Origin of the sequence: Flavivirga jejuensis, from assembly GCF_030540765.1 — a bacterium.
In the GTDB taxonomy this organism is placed as follows: Bacteria; Bacteroidota; Bacteroidia; order Flavobacteriales; family Flavobacteriaceae; genus Flavivirga; species Flavivirga jejuensis.
On the sequence record NZ_JAUOEL010000008.1, the window covers coordinates 65,896 to 90,707 of the forward strand.

Here is a 24,812-nt window from a genome sequence, read left to right on the forward strand (position 1 = left end):
AAAAAGAGGTCTCGATTCCGACCCATCAGACAAAAAGATGAATAAGAACAACAAAAAGGTTATATATTGGTTATTTACAGGATGCTTTCTTATTTTTATTATGGTAGTTGTTGGAGGCATTACAAGATTAACGCATTCGGGACTGTCTATATCTAACTACAAGCTCATTTCTGGAACAATTCCGCCAATGAATGATGTAGAATGGCAAGAAGCCTTTAATCTCTATAAACAATACCCAGAATATCAAAAACTAAACAACCAATTCACGCTTCAGGATTTTAAAGATATTTACTTCTGGGAATGGCTCCATCGCGTTATAGGACGATTTATAGGACTCGTATTTTTTATTCCTTTTTTATACTTTTTAATAAAAAAACAACTCTCAAAAACAACCATACAAAAATCTATCATTTTACTCTGTCTTGGCGCATTTCAAGGCTTTTTAGGGTGGTACATGGTTAAAAGTGGCTTAGTAGACAATCCAGATGTAAGCCATTATCGCTTAGCCGCACATTTAACAACCGCTTTTATAACATTCGCATATACCTTTTGGGTCGCCTTAGATTTAATATTTCCACATAAAAAAGAAATAAACAAAGCATTTAGAAATTTAATACGATTAGGACTCGCCTTTTTATTACTTCAAATTATTTATGGGGCTTTTGTAGCTGGACTAGATGCTGGTTTTATACATAACCATTGGCCCATGATGAGCGAAGGTAAGTTTATGCACCAAACCGTTTATATTGAACAAAACCCATGGTACAAAAACTTTATTGAAGGTAAAAGTGGCGTGCAATTTGTTCATAGAATTTTAGCATATATCGTTGTTGGATTCATTCTATTGATTTGGCAAAAGTCAAAAAAAATAAACCTAACAACCTATCAATCAAAAGGGATAAACATATTACTAATAATATTAGGCATTCAGTTTCTATTAGGCGTATTCACCATATTATTACAAGTCCCCGTTTGGTTAGGTGTAGCACACCAAATAGGCGCTTTCTTTTTATTAAGTGCTATGACATTTACTATGCATCGTTTTTCCAAATAGTTCAAAAAAGTATACCTTTGTAATATAATTTTTTAATTATGATTTACAGATTTAGAGTTATTTTAGACAATGATACCGAAGATGATATTTTTCGCGATTTAGAAATTCGTGAAACAGATACTCTTGAAGATTTGCATAATATTATCACACAATCCTTTGGGTTTGATGGTACAGAAATGGCTTCTTTTTATTTAAGTAACGACCAATGGGATCAAGGTGAAGAAATTTCGTTATTTGATTTAAGTGAAAATAATGCGTCCCGTTTAATGAACGAAACCGAAATTAGTAGTGTAGTGCACGAAGTACAAACAAAACTAATTTACGTATACGACTTTTTAAGTATGTGGACATTTTACGTTGAATTAGCCGAAATTGTTGAAGAAGCTGAAGGCGCAAATTATCCTAATTTAATGTTTGTTAAAGGGCAAGTACCAGACGAAGCTCCCGATAAGCTATTTGAAGCAGATAAAGATGACGATTTTGATGAATTCGAAGAGGAGAGTATCGATGTTAACGATTATGAGGATTTAGATTTTGATGAAAACTGGAATTAAGAGTCTGTTTAAAAATTTATGATTATTTTTCCTGTCTGCCAACAACAGGAATGCAATGCTGTATAAGGCAAAATGTTTTAAACATAGCTTAGTAACGGTTCAAAATTTCAACAAAATAATACGCAAAAAGAGGTCTAAAAAAATAATTGATGAAACCTTAAACAAACTCTAAGTCTTATATTATCTTAAACTATCCAGTTTTACATTTTCATAATTACGCGTTAAGAACTCTAACGAGTACTTAAGTATTTCCCCCATATTTTTACTACGTTTAAAATTCACATCGTGAGTATAATTAAAAATTGTGGTCTTTAATAAGTTTATATTTTCTTCTTTAGAAATAACATCATGCTCCATACAATCTAACAATTTAGCAATTCTTACTGTAAAACTTTTTAATCGTTTTACCAAAATAGAACGCTCCTCTGTTTTGTATTGGTCTATAGATAATTTCTGTATACTCTTAGAAACCAATTCCACCATTTTTAAATTTTCTTTAAAAAACTGAGGCCTATAAATATTAAACTTCCCTTCATAACTCTGTTGGTCAAAATCTATAGCTCTAATCCGATATACCACATGATCAAAATCATGAGTAGGAACAATAACATAATTATACGATCGCATATCTCCTAAAAGTCTAATCATACAACGTTCATTAAACTTCACAAATTCCTTTGCTATTTGCGCTTTTTCAGATTTACTGCAATTAGGTAACATATCCTTAATAAACACATCTCCAGGGATACCAGCAATATGCTCCTCAATTAACGTGTTCTTATAAACCAAAAAGTTAAGATTATGAGGTGACAACATATGCTCCAATTCTAAGCCATAAACACGAGACGCATCTGTGGTCTTCACATAGAAATGAGTAAAGTTATCATTTAAAACATTTCTAATCTTTATCCTAAAAGGTTTGGAATTCCCAAAAGTACAGAAATCAATAGCATCAACATTTAAAAAAGGAAGTATGTTATCATTTCCATCAGAATGTAAAATAGTATAAACCTTCTTTAATGATGAGTCTATTTCCTCCCTTTCATATTCATTATAATAAACCCGAATCCAAAGCGTGTCATTATCCTCTTTATCATATACAACAACAGAGCCTTGAAAACGTAATAAATCATCGTAAAAAATTGGGATTTTTGTATTCCTATCATACCTAGCTAAATAATCATGTAATTTAGTAGTTACAGGATACGATGGTTTTTTTTTAGATATCTTTAAATCTTGCATAATAGTATAATTATTCAAATTTAAAACTTTTATTTAACACCCTTGTAACAAAAGAATCATACTATCGTCTTACTTTAATAAATAACCCATGCTATTTTATACCAGCATTAAAAATCTAATAACTTGGAGTCTATACTAACAATTAACAACCTCACTAAAAAATTTGGCTATTTAACAGCAGTAAAAGATTTATCATTCACCATAAAAAAAGGTAACGTTTATGGTATTTTAGGACCAAATGGAAGTGGAAAATCGACCACCTTAGGTATTGTTTTAAATGTTGTAAATCAAACACAAGGTAATTTTCATTGGTTTGATGGAAATATAACGACTCATAATGCTCTTAAAAAAGTAGGAGCTATTATTGAGCGTCCAAATTTTTATCCATATATGACGGCAACTCAAAACTTAAGATTAGTATGCAAAATTAAAGGAGTTGATTATAGTAAAGTTGAAGAGAAATTAGAAGTTGTTGGGCTTTTAGAACGAAAAGACAGTAAATTTAGAACCTACTCCCTGGGAATGAAACAGCGTTTAGCGATAGCATCTGCCCTATTAAACGATCCCGAAATCTTAATTTTAGATGAACCTACTAACGGATTAGATCCCCAAGGAATACATCAAATTAGAGAAATTATAAAACAAATTGCGGCAAAAGGCACAACCATTCTTTTAGCCTCCCACCTATTAGACGAAGTTGAAAAAGTCTGCTCCCATGTTGTTGTGCTTCGTAAAGGCGTAAAATTGTATTCTGGTCGAGTTGATGAAATGATTTCTAGCCATGGTTTTTTTGAATTAAAAGCGAACAAACAAAATGAATTAATAACGCTATTAGAAAATCATGCATCCTTTAAAAACATTAAAGTTGAAGAGGGTTTAGTTACTGCCTTTTTAAATACCCCAATGCAATCTGAAGATTTTAACAAATACCTATTCGAAAAAGGCATTATACTCACACATCTGGTACAACGTAAAGAAAGTTTAGAAGAACAATTCTTGCAATTAACAGATAACAACTAATACATCCAAAATACACCACATGTTACGACTTTTAAATTTAGAATTACAAAAACTACTTCTTAATAGAACTAGTAAAATACTCATATTTGTTTCGTTTATTTTACCATTTTTTATTATCCTATTATCATCATTAAAAATTAATGTATTTGGTTTTTTCACTTTAGAACTAGGTGAATTAGGTATTTTTAATTTTCCGATAATCTGGCATTTAACTACTTTTTTTGCATCTCAATTTAAATTCTTTTTTGCGATTGTAGTAGTAAGTATGATTGGTAATGAGTACAGTAATAAAACGATAAAACAAAACCTTATTGATGGATTAAGTAAAAAAGAATTCATCCTTTCAAAATTCTATACTCTTGTTTTCTTTTCTCTGGTTTCAACACTACTAATAAGCCTTATTTCTATTTCTATCGGACTCTATTATTCAAGTTATACCGAGGCTTCTATAATTTTTAGAGAAACCGAATTCTTATTAGCCTATTTTGTAAAACTTATTGGTTTCTTTAGTTTATGTTTATTTTTCGGGATGCTTGTAAAACGCTCTGCATTTGCTTTAGCTTTTCTATTTATACTTTTTATAGTAGAATGGATCCTATTTGGACTAATGGCTTGGAAATTAGATACTGGTTTAGCTGAAAAAATACAAAATTTCTTCCCTTTAAAATCTATGTATAAATTAATTGATCAACCTTTCCAAAGAATAGCTATGACTAAATTCCCCGACAAGATCGACTTATCATACGACTATACAGTACACTGGTATCAAATTGCCATTGTTTTGGGTTGGACAGCGTTATTTGTTTTTTTATCGTATAGATTATTAAAAAAGCGAGATTTGTAATATATTTGAGAGACACGTACATGCTCCAAAAATATGAGAAAAATCATCATATTATCTCTATGCTTTATTACAAGCTATTATGCTTTTTCTCAAAATGAAGCTTCAAACTGGTATTTTGGTGAGAATGCAGGCATTCGTTTTAACCCGAATGGTAGTATTACAGAACTAACAAACGGGCAATTAAGCACAGATGAAGGATGTACTACTATTTCAGACACAGATGGTAATTTATTATTTTACACAGATGGCATAACAGTATGGGATAGATTACACAGACCCATGCCAAATGCAAACGGGCTTACTGGAAATGGTTTATTTGGAGACCCCTCAAGTACACAATCGGCGATAGTAATTCCTAAGCCAAAAGACCCTAATATATATTATATCTTTACTGTTGACACATCGCTTAATGATGATCCAGACTTCGGGTTTCACTATTCTGAGGTTGACATGAGATTAAATGGCACCTATGGGGATGTCACATCAAAAAATATTAATCTACTCCCAAATAGTACCGAAAAAATTAGCGCTGTAGCAAAAGATTGTAAAACAGAGGCGCTTTGGGTAATCACCTTCTCTTCTCCTAATGGAGCTACGACTGATACAATTTTTAATACATTTCATGCTTACGAAATAACAGATACAGGTATCAATCTAACCCCAAAATCGACCACTTTTACAGATCTCTTTGTGGCTGACCAAAGAGGGTATTTAAAACTTTCTCCTGATGGCACAAAACTAGTGTGCGCAAATTCAACAGATGGCTTATTTCTTTATGATTTTGATGTCAATTCTGGAACAGTTAGTAATCAAAGACCCATAAATATTAATTTTTCTCCCATTGGGAAACCCCAATCTCCTTATGGTGTTGAGTTTTCTCAAAACAATGATATTCTATATGTCTCTACCTATTATAATCCTGGAACAAATGAAGAATTTGTGGATCCTTCAGCACAATACGGTTCTCTTTTACAGTATGATTTAACTGCCACAAATATAAGTGCTACAGAAATTGTTATTGATGACAGACAAATGTATAGAGGCAGCTTACAGTTAGGACCCGATGGTAGAATTTATAGAGCAATGAGTATTACATATCCAATAGGTGCTCCATATTTATCTATTATTAATAATCCCAATGTTTTAGGAGCTTCATGTGATTACGAACATAATGCTATTCCTTTAAGTCGTAACTCAAGACAAGGCTTACCCCCTTTTATAACCTCCTTCTTTTCTGAAAAAATAGATATTATAAGAAACAGTTCTACATCTACCACAAGATTAGAACTATGCGACGGAGATACATACACCTTAGAAGCCGATAATATCCCTGGAGCCACTTACACATGGACTTTAGATGGAAATCCTTCACCAGAATCCAGTTTTAAACATGATGTCACAGCCCCTGGTGGATTATATAAAGTATTCATAGATTTGAATACAGGCATATGTGATGACACTTTTGAAGGCATTGCTAATGTTACTTTCTCTCCAAACCCAATAGCCTATGATGCTACTCTTACACAATGTGATGAAGACGGTATTTTAGGTGGTTTCACAAGATTTGATCTAACCCAAGCCAATGACGATTTAACGGGAGGAGTTCCAGAGACAGCAACCAGATTTTTTACCGATAGCAGTAGAAATAATGAAATTCCAAATAGTAGCGATTATATATATAATGCAGATACTCCAAGCCCTGTATATGTTGAAGTTTATAATATAAATACAGATTGTTACGACACCTCTATATTAACCTTAGATTTAAGCATTCAAAATATGCAACCCTATACTTATGATGCTTGTGATGAATTAGGGTCTGAAGACGGTATTAATACGTTCAATCTAGATGATATTACCAGTAATATTCAAAACATTAATAGCTTTAATTACCCCGTAACATATTACGAAACCCGCACGAACGCACTTCTGGAAGTAAACGATTTAGATACATCGCATACAAATGAAAACAGCCCATATAATCAAACAATCTATGCTCGGGTTGAAAACAACAATGCCTGTTTTGGTATTATTGAAATAAGATTAATTGTTAAAGAATTACCAGATATAAATACCGAAGATGTAACCTATTATTATTGCTTAAACACATCCCCTCAAACCATCCCAATTAATGCAGCACTTTTAAACGATTCTCCTAATAATTACACCTATAATTGGTCTACAGGTCAAAGCTCTTATGAAATCCAAATAAATGAACCAGGCACCTATACCGTAACAGTCACTAATACGAATCAATGTACTAAAGAAAAAACGATTGTTGTAGAACCGTCTAACATAGCAACCATTCAAGAAATTAATGTGGTTGATGGTACTCAAAACAATACAATAACAGTTATCACCTCTGGAGAAGGTATCTATGAATATAGATTGCTTGACGAAAACAATGTAATTGTATTTCCGTACCAAGAAAGTCATCTGTTTGAAAATGTCTCCCCTGGTATTTATACAGTAACAGTAAAAGATGTAAAAAATGATTGCGGACCACCGAGTAAGGATCAAGTTTCAGTTATCGGTTTCCCTAAATTCTTTACTCCAAACAATGATGGCGCACATGACACCTGGCAAATATATGGTGTCTCAAGTATGTTTCAACCAGATACCAAGATCCTCATCTTTAACAGGTACGGTAAATTAATAAAACAGCTCAACCCTATAGGTCCTGGTTGGGATGGTACAATTAATGGGAACAAGCTCCCCACCGATGACTACTGGTTTTCCATAACACTACAAGACGGCAGAATCTTTAAAAACCATTTTACTTTAAAATAAACCACTTCTGGGCTGGAAGTCTATAGATCTCGTTTAAACAGACTAAAAACCTGATTCGTGACAATGTTATTGATAGGAGTGTTTTGTCATGTCGACATAGCAAAGCATGAGTGACGAGACATCTCATAAAAATGAAATGCCTCCTCAAAAGCTACGCTTCATACCTTCAAACAAAATATATTTTATTTTCGATAACGTTTGGAATTGAAATAACCCCTTCATTTATACTCACAAAATACTCATTATCAATATTTAAAATATCAAACCAATGTTAAATTAAGGAGTATTTGTCATTTCAACGAAGGATAAATATCACAACACCATACAGATCCAAAAGAGCCCTGTAATTGGAAAATCCGACTCAAAAGTTGAAGAATTTTTAGACTAAAAAGACCGTAAAACTAATTAAAATGCGTTTCATTGTGTTTTTTTGTGTTTCGTTTTTAAAACTGCTACTTTCCGACCCTAATTAGAAGTGCTTTACATAAGTATTTGCCTAAAAAAATCAAAAAAAAGAAAACCTATAAGCTATGAGATTTATTTACTATATCTTACCTATACTCATTTGCTGCAATAATTTGGCTTTTTCTCAGCAAATATCAGTAGATAGTAGTGTTGGTTTACAACAGCTTATAGAAGATAATTTTGAACAAACCTGTGTGGAAATTTCAAATATTTCTTCCTCAGTAAATGGTTCTGGATCTGGAATTAATAGTTATGGTGCTTTTAATAGAGCTAGTTCTAATTTTCCGTTTCAAAGCGGTATTGTACTTAGTACAGGTAATGCAAATTCAGCAGGAAATGCTACCATAAGTACGCCCTTAAGTGATACCTCAACAACCTGGAATACAGATAATGATATTGAAACAGCTTTAGGTATAACCAATACGACTAATGCAACCTCCATAGAGTTTGACCTTATATCTGCTTACAATCAACTTCAATTTAATTATATTTTTGCTTCAGAAGAATATGATGATGATTTTGCCTGTAATTCTGGAGATAGCTTTGTCATGCTAATTAAAGAAGCTGGTACTGCTGCCCCATATCAAAACATAGCATTAATTCCTGGCACTTCTACACCTATAAGAGTTTTAAATATTAGAGAAGAAATAAACCCCATCTCCTGCCCTGCTCAAAACAATCAATACTTTGATGGATTTACCTTGGGAGATACTAATTTTTATGGCAGAACAACAGTACTTAACGCCTCTACTAGTATTTTACCAGAAACCACATATCACATTAAATTAATTATTGCAGACCAACCTGATGGCACATTCGATTCTGCGGTATTCATTCAAAGTAATACCTTTAATGCGGCTGTAGATTTAGGTCCAGACATCAATTCTTGTTCTAATGTAGCTCCTTTAAGCGCAGGTACACACCCTTCTTCGGCTAATTATCAATGGTATTTTAATAACAATCTCATATCAGGAGCGATAAATTCATCCTATGACGCTACTCAAGATGGCACCTACAGAGTTGTTGTCACCTTACCCTTAAATAGCCAACCGTGCTCTGTAGAAGATGAGATTCAAGTAGCACTAAATACAGAAGCGACTATACCCGCAAATTCAGTATCACCTCTTACTTTATGCGACGATCCTTCCAATGGCATTGGCGAAGAGACATTTACACTAAATCAAAAAGAAGCAGACATACAACTTATAAGTCCTTTTTCTAATACAGTTATTACATATCATGAAACAGATGCAGATGCCAGAAACGTTGGCACCCCAGGAATAATCACTGCAAACAACCTAACAACACCTACCATTTTTGTTAGACTATATGATATAGATAATGGGTGTTACGCCTATACAAGTTTTAATTTAACAGTAACTGCATTACCTTCTTTTACATTACCTGGTACTATACCTATTTGTGATGAAGATGGTTCCATAGACGGTATTACCCTTATAGATTTATCTCAAAATGATGATGATATAAGGGTTGATCAAACTCATTTGGTCACCTATCATTTAACTTCTAACGGTGCTATAACAGGAGATAATTCTATACCAGATAAAACAGTTTATATTAACACAAATACACCTACTGAGACCATTTACGCTAGAGTTTTAGATATAAATACAACCTGTGTTTCGGCTCCCATACCACTTACTCTAGATATATCTCGAGCACCAACAGTAGCCACAGAAAATACGGTATACCTTGATGCCTGCGATAGAGATCTGGATGGTTTTGCTAATTTTGATTTAGAAGAAGCAATCCCAGATATCGTGGGAACACTTACCAATTACACGCCTTACTTTTACGAAAATGAAAGTGATGCCAGAGCTGGTAACAACAATTTCATAGCAGACCCTTCAAATTATATAAATACAGATAGAAATGGAGACGATCTGGGAGTTCAGCCCATATATATAAGAATTGAAGATAATACAACAGGTTGTGCTTCAGTGGTTACATTTGAGATACACACCAACTTACTACAAACAGGTACAGATCTAGGTGAATTCGCTCTTTGTGATGATGATATAGATACAACAAACTCCCTAAACTTTAGTCTCTCTGCTGTAGAAGGACAAATCAGACTCCCTCTTGAACATCTACCAAACCCTATAACAGTTACTTTTTATGAAACTGAAGAAGATAGAAATAATGATAATTTCTTACCCAAAAGTTCTCCATACCCTGTAACTGACTCAACAACCTTATTTGTAAAAATAGAAAATGGTATATGTACAGAAAATGGCGAAATAACTTTAAGAATAGACCCCCCTATAATATTTCCAGCCATAGAAGATCCTGTGGCTATTTGTGATACAGATACTGATGGAATTGTTGATATAGATTTACATAATTTAGATAATTTAGTAACTGGAGGGAATCCTGCTTTTGTTGTTTCTTACTTTCTTACTGCTGCTGCTGCCGATACTGGTACTGTTGGAGAAATACAAACATATCCTAACGCATCAGGCACTGTAGAGGTACATGCACGTATAACAAACGTAACGCCTGGGATAACATGTCATGCTGTTAGCACCTTCGAGATGACTGTGTTTCCTATTCCTATAATTAGTACTCCTACTCCAGACCCTATTTGTGATACTGTTGATGGTGACCCTAATGGTTTTTCTGTATTCGATTTAAATACTGTTATTAATGATTTGGTATCCAACCCTACAGGATTGAATATACAATTCTATAAAACCAGCGATGCTGCAGATATTGGTGATGCTACAAGCACTAACCCAGATTGGATCCCTTCCAATCAATGGAGTACTTTTAATACAGACACACAAGAAATATTTGCACGTGTAGAAGAATCTGGTTCTAGCCAAGACTGTAACCCGTATGCCGTAACATCTTTTTTTATATATGTAAATACTGAGCCTACTATAGATCCAAATCTTAAATTAAGAGTTTGTAAAAACAACAACGCAACAGACCCTGATGTTATATTAGAAGATTATGACAGCCTGGTATTAAATGGTCAAACAGGTAAAGAAGTCTTTTATTATTCTGATAATACCTTTACTACTTTGATTCCAAAAACCACCCCAATACCAAGTTTTAATGGTGATATATATATTCGTGTTGAAAATATAACAGACCCTAACGGTTGTTTTGCAACAGCCACAGTACCATTAGTAATATCCGATAATCCAATGTACGCACCTATAACACCACTTCCTATTTGTGAAGCGAATGTTAATGGTAACTACATCTTTAACTTAGAAGATAAAGCTGCTGAAATTAAAGCCTCTTCCACAGATATTCTAAATATTACGTTTCACAAACTAGAGAGTAATGCAGAAAATAACATACAAGATATTACAGATAATATAAACTATATTGGTACAGCCAACGAAACTTTATACATAAGGATTGAAAGAGACGATACTAAATGTGCGGTGGTTGAACCTTTAATTTTATTCGTTTTTACAATACCAGAAACAACCGACGCTTCTCCATATATCCTATGTGATTATGACAGTGTTCCCGATGGCGTAGAAACGGCATTTGATTTAACTATAGCAGAAGGTGAAGGTAGCTATTTCGAAATTACAGATAGATTTAACACCTCTTTTGTCACTCACTACTTTAGAAGTACCGATGACATTAATTATGATGATGGTTTAGACAACTCTAAAGCCATACCAAATAGTGAGCTTTCTGCATATATATCAGGCTCTACAACCATTCAGGTTAAAATAACCAATACCAATACTGGTTGCTTTAAAACGATACCTTTTGAATTACAAGTAATAGCACCACCTGTATTTAATAACAATGTAGAAATACCAGAATGTTATAATAATTCTAATAGTTATGATTTAACACAAGTCAATACCTCATTAGTAAATGATACCAGTTTGGTTACTATAAGTTACCATTTAACCGAAAACGATGCCAGTACTAATTCAGGCATTTATAACGCGAACATTTTTAATTACACCACTACTGGAGACAACATTATAGGTGTTAGAATTGAAGACAACACAACACAATGCGTATCAACAACTAGCTTTACTCTTAAAATTTTGCCAAACCCTATTGCGAATACAACGCCTGGTTTAGTGAGTTGTGATGATGATTTTGATGGTTTTTTTGAATTTGATTTACCAACATTAACAGCAAATACTATTTTAGGAACTCAAAACGCTTCAGACTATACGATTACCTATTACAATGATTCAGCGAATGCCGAAGCTGGTATAGATGCTATAGATAATGAAAACTATCCTGCATCTAATGGTGATATAATTTATGCCCGTATCGAAAATAATACTACAGGCTGTTTTGATACCACACAATTTACAACCCGTATAAATCCTTTACCAATTATCCCCATAGATGATATCGTTCCGCTATGTATAGATAATCTACCTTTAATAATTAGTGCAGAAACTGGTAATCCTGACGATACGTACTTATGGTCTACTGGTGCCACTACATCAGAAATACTTTTAGATGATATTAGCGATGTTGGAGATTATACAGTAACAGTTACCCGACCATATTTTACTGGTGATTGCTCATACCAGCTTCCTTTTACAGTTATAGAATCTGAAGCAGCCACAATAAATTTTACAACTACGATTGATTTTACAGATCCAAATAGCATTACAGTAGATATTGATACCAGTAATCTTGGTAATTATGTATTTATATTAGATGATGGAGAACCACAAACATCCAATATCTTCGAGAACGTAACATTTGGGTTACATACAGTCACAGTTAGAGATTTAAATGGTTGTATGGATATAACTAGAGAAGTTTTTGTTTTTGATATTCCCAAATTTGTTACACCCAATAATGATGGTGCTTACGACACCTGGCATATTGTAGGTGCGAATCAACTTCCTGGTACTATCGTATATATTTATAACAGGCATGGCAAACTTATTAAAACTTTGCCATACACATCAATTGGTTGGGATGGCACATATAATGGAGAAAATATGCCTTCTGATGATTATTGGTTTTCAGCCGACGTTATCCAAAATGGCAATGCATTTAATCTTCAAGGACACTTTACTCTAAAGCGTTAATTTTATTATTGATAATAAACGGAAATAATAATATCTTTATATAAAACAAGGATTAATGATTTTGAATCTAAGTTCAGTTAATAATGTAATGTTAGGATGAATTAATTTAAATGTATGAAAATATGCTGTTTGTCATTCCTCAAAGGCAGAAATCCTCTCGATATCTAAAACACATACAACTCCTATTTCTAAAATAAGAGCTAAGAACTAAACAAATGATATGTTTTCTTTGAGCGATAATTGACACAATACTCGAAACATATTACTACAAATCAACAAAATACATGTATCTTTAGTCCTTTTATCTAAAAGTTTTAAACCTTTACTACTTTAGTAGGTCTAAAATAAACGAAATAATTTATTTTTAGTTTCTAGTAATCTTTAATTTTAATTTACTTTGATTTGATTTTAGACATCTAACCAATTAATAGCAAAACTTTAAACCCATAATGCAGACCTGTTCTTATATAAAGATATTATTATTTTTATCTTTATTTTCAATGTCTATTCAAGGCTTTTCTCAATTAAGTAACAAGCATTATATCCCACCATTAACTAACGCCAATTTTAATTCTGCTTTCCCAGAAGACCAATATATTTATTTATCCACTCCAAGCACCTCAGATATTGCATATACAATAACACCCATAGGCCAAGCTTCAAGTATCACTGGTATTTTATCAAGCACAAACCCAGCAATAATACCATTAGGTTCGGGAAATGGTCAACTATTCATGCTCTCTAGCCAAACCAGTACGGTAACTAATAATAAAGGTTATATTATCGAAGCAACAGGATCTGTTTATGCATCTATTAGAGTTAATGCAGGAGCACAAGCAGGAGCATTAGTAAGTAAAGGTTTATCGGCTTTAGGTACAACATTTAGAATTGGAAGTTTTACCAACGAAAATCCTCAAGATAATTTTTTGAGTTTTGTGTCAGTAATGGCTACTGAGAATAATACTCAAATAAGATTTGATGACCTTCCTTCTGGATTAATTATTGAAAATTATTCTGGACCAACCCCAGTTATTACAACTTTAAATGAAGGCGAAAGTTATACCATAGCCATAAGTAGTGATGCTACTTCTATAAATAGAGATGGTTTAATTGGTTGCTTAGTAAGCTCAGACAAGCCTATAGTTGTTAATTGTGGTTCTGCAAATGGTAGTTTTCATAATGGTAATGGTAGAGATTATGGTATAGACCAAATCGTTGATGTAACAAAAGTAGGCACCGAATATATTTTTGTTAAAGGAGACGGAAGTAATAATTGGGAAAACATTTTAATAGTGGCTCATACAAATAATACAACTATTAGTATTAATGGAAATGCATCTATAGCTACTATAAATGCTGGTGATTACTATGTTATTGAAGGTGGTCAATACAGTACATCTGGTAATATGTATGTTCAAACATCCCAACCCGTTTTTGCATACCAAGGTATAGGAGCAGATCCTAACAGTGAAGCCAATCAAGGCATGTTCTTTGTACCTCCCTTAAGCTGTGAAGCTAGAGGCGATCTAGATAATATTGCAAATATTAATAATATAGGCAGTACAAATTATACTGGAGGCATTACCTTAATAACTAAAATTGGTGCTACAGTTACTGTCACATCTTCAACTTCTGGTAATGTTGCTATAGGTTCACCTAGTGCTGTTACAGGAAAATCTGATTATATAACTTATAAAGTGACTGGACTTTCTGGTAATATTTCAGTTCAAAGTACAGACGAATTATATTGCGCTTATTACAATCAAAATGATACCGCTACTTCTGGGAGTTTTTATTCAGGGTTTCCTTCTGCTCCAGAAATAAATTTTGATCTAACATTTACACCACTTGGAATTTGCATTCCTAATGCCACTCTTGAGATTTCAAATATGAGTAATTTCTCAAGTATAGAATGGTATCACGATGATGGAACAGGGTTTGTAGGAACAGGCAATAATACATCGCAATTTGTTCCTAGCGTTTCTGGAACTTATAAAGCCATTGGAATCTTAATCTGTTCAGGAGATCCTTTAGAATCTCTTGAAGTTCCTGTAAGTATTTGTCCTGATGACGTTGATGTAGATGGTATTATCGATAATATTGATATTGATAACGATAATGATGGGATTTTAAATTGTGTGGAATCTTATGGAGACTATGATATCAATCTATCAAATACAGCATCTGGAAGTATATCTATTGGAGGAGGATACACCTACAATGGTACTACAACTCCCATTGGAAATGTAGCGGCAACACCTTTTATTGGTGATAGTGATGGCACCTTTTTAAGCAATACGCCAAATAAAAATGGAACAGTAGAAACCAGTGTCACTTACGACTTAAATTTTAATACCCCATTAAATTTAATGGTTGAATATGCAACGGCATCTAGCCTTGGAACCAGTTTACTAACCAACGACCAAGAGTTTATAATTAAAGTTCCCAATACCAGAACCATTACCCTTTTAGATCCAAATGACCAGTTGTTAGTTGATACTAATTTTGATGGTATATACGAAACTGGAGTCACTCAATTTTCTGCTTTCGAAATTAGATTTAAATTAAATACTTTTTCACTCGCTATTGGTTCTGGAACATTTAGTTTTTTAGCAAATAGTGTTGATAATTTTACTTATGTTCATAAAAATAATTCAGATACAAACAGCAATCAGGCGTCATTTAAAATTTCAGCAACATGTATTGGAAAAGATACAGATTTTGATGGCATTGAAGATGCTTTAGATTTAGATAGTGATAACGACGGTCTACCAGATTTTGTTGAAAATGATGGCTTCTTAATCCCCCTATCGGGTATAGATGTTGATTTAAACGGACTAGATGATGTTTATGATATAAATGCTACCCTTCTCGATTCTGATAACGATGCTGTATTTGATTTTTACGATTTAGACAGCGATAATGATGGTATCTACGATTTAATAGAATCGGGACAATTTGGTACCCTGTCTGACACCAATTTAGATGGTATTGAAGATGGTCCTAATTATGGTGTAAATGGTTGGGCAGATGCCGCAGAAACGACGCCCGACAGCAATATAATTGGTTATGCACCAAATGACTTAGATAATGATTCCATATTTTCTTATATTGATTTAGATAGTGATGGTGATACCTGTAGCGATGTTATTGAAGCGGGTTTTTCTGATGCAGATAACAATGCCATATTAGGAGATAATGCTATCACAACTAACGCCACTGGGTTAGTTACAAATGCCAACGATGGTTACACCCTTCCAGATAGCAACTATTTAAATTTTGCACCTATAATTATTACAACCCAACCTCAAGATACTGCCGTTTGCCATTTTTCTAGTACCACACTATCCATAATAACATCAACTATCGGTACCATTCAATGGGAAGTTAGTACCGACGGCATTAATTGGAATGCAATTACGAATAATACCATATACAGTGGATCTCAAACAGTTAATTTAAACATCACAGGTACGCCACTATCATACGATTCAAACCAATATAGAGCCTTTTTAAACGTAGCTGGCAATAGTTGTGGTTTGTATTCAGATGAAATTGAACTAACCGTTAACCCTTTACCTAATGTAAATTCACCAGTAACATTGGTACAGTGCGATGATGAAGATCCTACAACACTTGGCTACAGTCCTTTTAACCTAAAAGAAGTTGAGAATGAAATTTCTGCCAACGCCGCTAATGAAACATTTACGTATTTTTTAACACAAATAGCGGCTATTTTTGGAGATCTTACAAGTACAGATTATATTAATAATCCAACAACATTTGTTAATAGAACTTCTGGTTCAGATATTGTCTGGGCACGTATAGAATCACCTTTTGGATGTATACAAATCTCCGAAATCCAATTAAACGTATCAACAACAGTGATTCCGACATCATTTTTACGCACTTTTAATCAATGTGATGACTTTCTGGATCGTGATGGTTTCGATAATGCCAATAATGATAACAGAGACGGTATTGCATCATTTGATTTTAGCAGTGTATCAAATGAGATTAAAACTATTGTTACCACTGGAGATCCACACTTCTATAGAAATGAAACGGATGCATTGGCAGAAATTAATGAAATCACTGATATTTCAAATTACAGAAATATAGGATACCCAGGATCTCAATTTATATATGTAAGAGTCGATAGTGATATTACAAATGACTGTTTAGCTTTAGGTGCTCATGTTTTTTTAAATGTAGAAGCATTGCCAATTGCTAATCCCGTAACTCCTTTTATAACATGTGATAATGATACAGATTCCAGCAATGGTTTTTCTTTTAATACATCAAATCTAGAAACGGACTTATTAAACGGACAAAGTTTAGCAGACGTTTCAGTTTCTTACTTTGATGCTTTAGGAACTCAATTAACCGATTTTGACGGAAATTTAATTTCAAGTCCCTTTCCAAATACATTTCTATCAAGCTCTCAAACTATTACGGCTCGGGTTACCAACAACAATACAGCTGCACCTGATGGCCCTTGTGATGATGAAACAACTATTGAGTTTAGAGTAGATGTACAACCAATTGCAAATCAAATTTCAACACAAACAGTGTGTGACGGTGATTCAGGTGACTTGGATAATGATGGTTACTTCCCTTTTGATACGTCTACCTTTACAAATACCATTTTAGGGTCGCAATTAGGCACAATGGATATCTATTATGATTATATTGATGAAGATGGTATTCCAGTAATTGATGCGACATCCTTACCTAATCCTTTAATTTCAAGAAATCAGTCTATAATTGTAGAAGTTATAAACCCTAAGAACATATCTTGTACAGCAACTACAAATATTGAACTTATAGTAAATCCATTACCAGAATTTACAGTAGAAACACCACGAATTGTTTGCACATCAGACCCCTCATTTAACATAACGTTATCTCCAAAAGAAGCGAGTATCACAGAAACATTTACATATACATGGTATTGGGATAGTTTAGATGGATCCATAACAAATCAATTTATATCTAACGATCGGGATATCATAGTATCAAATCCAGGAACTTATCACATTACCTTAACTAAAACAGATGGGACAAATTGTCCAAGAACCAGAGACATATTTGTTGATGCATCAGAACAAGCTACAATAACTCTAGACGATATAGATATCTCGGCTCCATCTTATAATCATACAGTAAGTATTAAAGACCCATCACTATTAGGCTTTGGGGAATACGACTATGCTTTACAAGAAGAAGACTCTCCTTTTATAGTATTTCAAGACGAACCTGTTTTCAATAATTTAACCCCTGGTTTTTATACATTACATATAAGAGATGTCGTTTGCGCTACCACAATGCTTAATATTCCCGTAATAGGTCATACACAATTTTTTACACCTAATGGTGATACAATAAATGATTATTGGAATATCAAGGGCATTAGTGCTACTAATCAATCTGGTAGTGTGGTTTTAATTTTCGATCGCTATGGTAGACTTTTAAAACAAATAAATCCTTTAGGTCCTGGTTGGGATGGTACTCTTAATGGGACACTATTACCAACAGATGATTATTGGTTTAGAGTTTATTTAGAAGACGGCAGAGAATTTTCAGGACATTTTACTTTAAAACGATAACACGTATATTTTGCGTAATTTTGTAAAATGCAGTTTAAAATTGAATCTGAATTTAGCCCAACAGGAGATCAGCCACAAGCTATAAAACAGCTTGTTAAAGGTATTGATTCCAATGAAAAATATCAAACATTACTTGGTGTAACAGGTTCTGGAAAAACCTTCACCGTTGCTAATGTTATTGAAGAAGTTCAACGTCCTACCCTAGTTTTAGCACATAATAAAACACTAGCAGCTCAATTATACTCAGAATTCAAGCAATTTTTCCCCAATAATGCCGTCGAGTATTTTGTTTCTTATTATGATTACTACCAACCAGAAGCTTACATTCCTGTTTCTGGAGTATACATAGAAAAAGATTTATCTATTAATGAAGAAATTGAGAAGATGCGTTTAAGTGCTACATCTTCCTTACTTTCTGGTCGTCGTGATGTTCTGGTGATTGCATCGGTTTCATGCATTTATGGTATAGGAAACCCCATTGAATTTCAAAAAAATGTAGTTAGTTTAAAACGAGATCAAGTTATTTCAAGAACAAAATTATTGCATCAATTAGTGCAAAGCCTATATTCCAGAACCGAAGCCGATTTTAAACATGGAAACTTCAGAATAAAAGGTGACACAGTTGATATTTTCCCCAGTTATGCCGATGATGCTTTTAGGATTCACTTTTTTGGTGATGAAATTGAAGATATAGAATCGTTTAATATTCAAACCAATGAGGTTATTGAGAAGTACGATCAACTGACTATCTATCCTGCAAATATGTTTGTTACGTCACCCGATGTATTACAAGGTGCTATTAAGGGAATTCAAGATGATTTGGTAAAACAACATGACTACTTTAAAGAAATTGGCAAACACTTAGAGGCAAAACGACTTAAAGAACGTACCGAATTTGATTTAGAAATGATTCGCGAGTTAGGCTATTGCTCTGGTATAGAAAATTATTCACGCTATTTGGATGGTAGGCAACCAGGAACGCGCCCTTTCTGTTTATTAGATTATTTTCCAGATGATTATTTAATGGTTGTAGACGAAAGCCATGTAACTATTTCTCAAGTCCATGCCATGTATGGAGGCGATAGAAGTAGAAAAGAAAACTTGGTGGAATACGGTTTTAGACTCCCAGCAGCTATGGACAATCGCCCATTAAAATTTGAAGAATTTGAAGCCATTCAAAATCAAGTTATTTATGTAAGTGCAACACCAGCTGATTATGAATTGCGAAAAACAGATGGTGTTTATATTGAGCAAGTAATTCGTCCAACAGGATTATTAGACCCCACTATTGAAGTACGTCCCAGTTTAAATCAAATCGATGATTTAATAGAAGAAATACAACAAAGAATAGAAAAAGACGAACGTACTTTGGTTACAACACTAACCAAACGTATGGCAGAAGAACTAACTAAATATTTAGATAGAATACAAATACGTTGTCGGTATATTCATAGTGATGTAGATACTTTAGAACGCGTTGAAATTATGCAAGATTTACGTAAAGGATTATTTGATGTTTTAGTAGGTGTAAACCTTTTAAGAGAAGGTTTGGATTTACCAGAAGTATCTCTTGTTGCCATTTTAGATGCAGATAAAGAAGGTTTTTTACGCTCAACACGTTCATTAACACAAACAGTTGGTCGGGCTGCAAGAAATTTGAATGGTAAAGCCATCATGTATGCAGACAGAATTACTAATAGTATGCAAAAGACCATTGATGAAACTAATTACAGACGTGAAAAACAAATAGCTTACAATACAAAAAACAATGTAACACCTAAAGCGCTCAATAAAAGTTTAGATAATGTTTTGTCTAAAAATTCAGTAAGCACATATAGCTATGAGTTAGAAGCTTTAAAAGCAGCAGAACCAGAAAGTGAGTATTTAACGAAACCAGAATTAGAAAAGAAAATTCGCGAAAAACGCAAATTAATGGAAGAAGCTGCTAAATCCTTAGATTTTATTATAGCAGCAAAATTACGCGACGACATTAAAAGTTATCAAAATAAACTAGAAAAGCTAAAAGTTTGACCTTTTAGCTTTTCCATACGCCTCAACGAGGCCTCAAATAAAACACATTTAATATTAATAAAAACTTAGCAGGATTATTATTAATTATATTGTGTTTTAAATATATCAATCAACACATCTGGTGGTACTATTTTGTTTGGAAAACTTTCCATTAAATATAACACCTTAGTAATAGACTCATGGCTTAGTCCCATACGTAAACCAAAATTATATAATTTTATAACACCTGCAGAATTGTTTTCGTTTTCTTGATCAATATTCATTAATAAAACCAACCTGTGAAACTGTACAATACGCTCACTATGAGATTTCAAATGTGTATAAGAAACAGGATGATCTATTAAATATTCAAAATCTTCACGTGCTATATCTAGCTGTTTTGCGACACCTAATAAAAAATTATATTCTATATTCTTTATGTCTTTATCATATTTAGCAAATGCAATCATTTCGGATAAAAGACTCAATTTTTCTACTCTATTAATCATTGTTTATGGGGATTAATTAATTATACTATAAAGGTACACACAACAGTAATTTAATAATCGTCTATATAATGTAACTTATCGAAAAACTGATGGTATTTGGTCGTAACTTTTACTTATTTCGTCAATACTTACCGTTTATTCATCTAATAAAATGGTATTTTGTCATTTTATAAAATTAATTTAAACAGAAAGACAAATCACACAACTAACTGATTAACAGGTTTTTAATTGTACTTATTTTATATTTCATACTTACTAATAAAAATCAATATTTAAGGTATCTTTGCAAAAGCTATGAAAACGCTAGAAAGGCCTATCCTTTTAAATTAATTGATTCATTTTAAATATTAAAAAAGTAGAAATTAACCTTATGACAAATAATGATATTTTAAAAAAATTACGTGTTGCTTTAAAACTTCGTGACGATGATATTGTAAAAATTTTAAGTCTGGTTGATTTTAGAATCTCTAAAAGTGAGCTAGGTGCATTATTTAGAAAAGAGGATCATCCAAAATACATGGAATGTGGTGATCAAATTTTACGTAATTTTTTAAATGGGCTTGTGATTCATTTAAGAGGTCCGATGCCAAAAAAAGGAGAAAACAAAACACAAAAAAAGAGTAACAATTAATAGTTCTCTTTTTATACGCACTTGCAAAATCTGAATTTTCATTAATAGCCTCATTTTTATCATGTTGAACTCAGGTTAATAAAAAGAGGTGCTCAAAATGAACACCTCTTTCCTAATAAAAAAATTATTGTCGGGACTTCTTATATAAAAAAATAAAGCTAGCATCATCTTTATAAAAGTTACTCGACATGTTAGGATAAAGAAGTACAAAATACTTCTTCTTCGGTTAGACAACTATTATAAGGAAGTTTAATACAACCTATAAATAGCAGAGTTAAACCATATCACAGAAACCTTTTCTTCTATGCTATAATCAGTAGAGTTAAAAGCAAGTGAAACTGTGATAGCTAACATTAATTCAAAAGCTGGTAAAGCATTTTTAAAAAATTTGTTATCATAACATAAATATTTAAATTAGGACCTACTCTTATACAGGTTTTCGGTCTTACCCCTGACTATAGTATTGTTTACTGAGATTTCAGTGTTTGTTTTTTAGATCTTGGGTTTTAGATACTTAGGTAGTAGGTTCAAACTTCTTAAAAAGCCCCCAATTAGTAAGTAACAATATGATTTCATAAACCCCATAAAAGGTATTAAACCTCAGGGAAGCCCTGACCCCAATCATAGGGATCGACTCAAGGGTCGAGGTTTTAATCCTAGATTGCGCTAAATACTGAAACAAGTTCAGCACAGGAAGCAGGATTAGCCTGCCTGCTGGCATAACAAGTTTAACTTACAATTTTGAACGTGTCTTATAGACTTTTCAAAATTGAGTTTTCCTGCCACACAATAAGCGTGGACTAATAAATTTATCATTAAGCACTAGAAATGCTTTTAGTTTCTTTTCCTCTACATAAACCACATGAAAATTAAAAGTCATAGTTATTTTTATCCATGTCATATATATATATTTAAGATTCAACTCATGGATTTTCTTAGGAGCATCATGAAGAACTCCACACTTAAAACTCATATCTCGTTATGCCCCTTTATTAACAAAAACCAACAAGAGACGTACAAAACCTATACTACCAATCGTACAGGTCTAAAAGTGAGAGATAAAGTTTTTTGCGTCATAGGTAAGTATAATTAGGGGAATTCAATAAACTAACGCTCTGGAATAATAAATGATGAGAATACGATCAAGGTTTCATAATGATACCTCCCTAGCTAACAAAAGCTCCACTAAAGGGCACTAACATAGGATATCGTTCTATCAGAATATTAAATTCGTCAAAAGCAAAAAATGGTTCATTTCAATATATTAAATTAAACGTTTTAAGTTATTTAAAATGAATTTATTAACAACACAAAAGTAGATAATAAAAATTGCCTTAAAAGGAAAAACACTTGCCCTAGAGGGATTTTTTTTAATGAGGAAAAATATTTGACTTAGAGCTATCGTGTGGACACAAATATTGATAATAAACGGAAAAAATAGTAATAATAGAATTAGTTTAAAAAAAAGGTTAATGATTTTCAACCTAAGTTAAATTAATAATGGTTAGGCTGAATTAATTTAAATGTATGAAAATATACTGTTTGTCATTTCTACGAAGGCTATAATCAAATACTAAAAAACAACACAAAAACGAAACTCTAAAAACCAAAAAATCTCTAAGAGTTGAAAACTCTTAGAGATTTAAGTGTGTCTTTTTATAAACCTGTAAAGGTCTACTTAAGAATATAAAAAAGTACTAAGCCAAAACTTGTTGTACTTTATCAGCTGCTTCTTGAAATTCTGTAGCACTCATAACATCTAAACCAGAATTGTCTATTAATTCTTTAGCGATGTCTGCATTAGTTCCTTGTAAACGTACTATAATAGGTACATTTATATTTCCCATATTTTTATACGCATCAATAACACCTTGTGCTACACGATCGCAACGTACAATACCTCCAAAGATATTTATTAAAATAGCTTTTACTGCTGGGTCTTTTAATATAATTTTAAATGCCGCTTCTACACGAGCTGCATCAGCAGTACCACCAACATCTAAAAAGTTAGCTGGCTCTCCTCCTGCTTGTTTTATTAAATCCATAGTAGCCATTGCCAATCCAGCACCATTTACCATACATCCAACATTTCCTTCCAGATCTACATAATTTAAACCAAGTTCTCCAGCTTCAACTTCTATAGCACTTTCTTCTCGTACATCCCGTAAATCAATGTAGTTTTTATGTCTGTAAAGTGCATTATCATCAATAGTCACTTTAGCATCAACTGCCATTATTTTATTATCACTTGTTTTTAAAACAGGATTAATTTCAAATAAAGATGAATCAGATTTCACATAGGCTGTATATAAAGCAGTAACAAATTTTGTCATCTCTTTAAATGCCAAACCTGATAATCCAAGATTAAAAGCAACACGTCTAGCTTGAAATGGTAGTAAGCCAACAGCTGGATCAACCTCTTCTGTAAATATTAATTCTGGTGTTTCTTCTGCAACAGTTTCAATATCCATACCACCTTCGGTAGAATACATAATCATATTACGTCCAGTACCTCTATTTAATAATACAGATATGTAAAATTCATCCGTTTCACTTTCTCCTGGATAATAAACATCTTCAGCAACTAAAACCTGATGTACTTTTTTACCTTCAGCAGATGTTTGAGGAGTAATCAAATTCATTCCAATAATCTTTCCTGCAATATCTTCTACCTCTTGTAAGTTTTTAGCTATTTTTACTCCACCGCCTTTACCACGTCCTCCAGCATGAACTTGCGCCTTGATAACGTGCCAACTTGTTCCGGTTTCGTTTGTTAATTGTTTTGCAGCTGCAACAGCTTCATTAGCATTTTGAGCCACAATACCACGTTGTATGCGTACTCCAAAACTACTTAATATTTCTTTACCTTGATATTCGTGTAAGTTCATAATTCGCTTAATCTTTTAAGAAAAGCAAATGTAAATAATAGCGATTACTTACCCTAATATTTAATAATGAAAACTTACCAACATCAAAGTATAATAAATTTAACTGTTAAATACTTAACATAATGTTTAATTT

Annotated in this window: 12 protein-coding genes; 9 read left to right on the forward strand and 3 right to left on the reverse strand. The window is 32.9% G+C overall.

Annotation, left to right across the window (positions count from 1 at the left end; all coding sequences use genetic code 11):
• The first annotated feature begins 37 nt into the window (after positions 1-37).
• Positions 38-1,054: a COX15/CtaA family protein gene (locus tag Q4Q40_RS19685; protein ID WP_303303722.1), complete on the forward strand. Its 1,017-nt coding sequence runs from the start codon at positions 38-40 to the stop codon at positions 1,052-1,054.
• 38 nt (positions 1,055-1,092) lie between these two features.
• Positions 1,093-1,608 carry an IS1096 element passenger TnpR family protein gene (locus Q4Q40_RS19690; RefSeq protein ID WP_303303723.1) on the forward strand — a complete coding sequence of 172 codons (516 nt, stop codon included), beginning with the start codon at positions 1,093-1,095 and terminating at the stop codon, positions 1,606-1,608.
• A 180-nt stretch (positions 1,609-1,788) separates the two neighbouring features.
• On the opposite strand, the gene Q4Q40_RS19695 is transcribed toward Q4Q40_RS19690, so the two are convergent.
• Entirely contained in the window at positions 1,789-2,850 is a 1,062-nt protein-coding gene (locus Q4Q40_RS19695; protein WP_303303724.1) for a hypothetical protein, read from the reverse strand.
• 123 nt (positions 2,851-2,973) lie between these two features.
• On the opposite strand from Q4Q40_RS19695, the gene Q4Q40_RS19700 reads away from it, so the two are divergent.
• The 6 genes from Q4Q40_RS19700 (at position 2,974) to uvrB (ending at position 20,672) form a co-directional block, all read left to right on the forward strand.
• A complete protein-coding gene (locus Q4Q40_RS19700) occupies positions 2,974-3,870 on the forward strand; it encodes an ABC transporter ATP-binding protein (protein WP_303303725.1) in 897 nt (298 codons plus the stop codon).
• Positions 3,871-3,889: 19 nt separating this feature from the next.
• Positions 3,890-4,714, forward strand: coding sequence for a DUF2705 family protein (locus tag Q4Q40_RS19705; RefSeq protein ID WP_303303726.1), 825 nt, complete (start codon positions 3,890-3,892; stop codon positions 4,712-4,714).
• A 33-nt stretch (positions 4,715-4,747) separates the two neighbouring features.
• Positions 4,748-7,504: a T9SS type B sorting domain-containing protein gene (locus Q4Q40_RS19710; protein WP_303303727.1), complete on the forward strand. Its 2,757-nt coding sequence runs from the start codon at positions 4,748-4,750 to the stop codon at positions 7,502-7,504.
• Between the two features lie 530 nt (positions 7,505-8,034).
• Entirely contained in the window at positions 8,035-13,032 is a 4,998-nt protein-coding gene (locus Q4Q40_RS19715; RefSeq protein WP_303303728.1) for a T9SS type B sorting domain-containing protein, read from the forward strand.
• A 500-nt stretch (positions 13,033-13,532) separates the two neighbouring features.
• On the forward strand, positions 13,533-18,641 hold the full coding sequence (locus Q4Q40_RS19720) for an FIDD domain-containing protein (protein WP_303303729.1): 5,109 nt from the start codon (positions 13,533-13,535) through the stop codon (positions 18,639-18,641).
• Between the two features lie 27 nt (positions 18,642-18,668).
• Entirely contained in the window at positions 18,669-20,672 is a 2,004-nt protein-coding gene (gene uvrB, locus Q4Q40_RS19725) for an excinuclease ABC subunit UvrB (protein WP_303303730.1), read from the forward strand.
• A gap of 80 nt (positions 20,673-20,752) precedes the next feature.
• Here the strand turns inward: uvrB and Q4Q40_RS19730 are convergent, their stop codons facing one another.
• Positions 20,753-21,160 (reverse strand): TerB family tellurite resistance protein, encoded by a 408-nt coding sequence (locus Q4Q40_RS19730; RefSeq protein WP_303303731.1) that lies wholly within the window; start codon positions 21,158-21,160, stop codon positions 20,753-20,755.
• Positions 21,161-21,530: 370 nt separating this feature from the next.
• Here Q4Q40_RS19730 and Q4Q40_RS19735 point away from each other — a divergent pair, with 370 nt between their 5' ends.
• Entirely contained in the window at positions 21,531-21,791 is a 261-nt protein-coding gene (locus tag Q4Q40_RS19735) for a DUF1456 family protein (RefSeq protein ID WP_303303732.1), read from the forward strand.
• 1,697 nt (positions 21,792-23,488) lie between these two features.
• Here Q4Q40_RS19735 and sucC read toward each other — a convergent pair.
• On the reverse strand, positions 23,489-24,679 hold the full coding sequence (gene sucC, locus Q4Q40_RS19740; protein WP_303303734.1) for an ADP-forming succinate--CoA ligase subunit beta: 1,191 nt from the start codon (positions 24,677-24,679) through the stop codon (positions 23,489-23,491).
• Between the last annotated feature and the right edge of the window lie 133 nt (positions 24,680-24,812).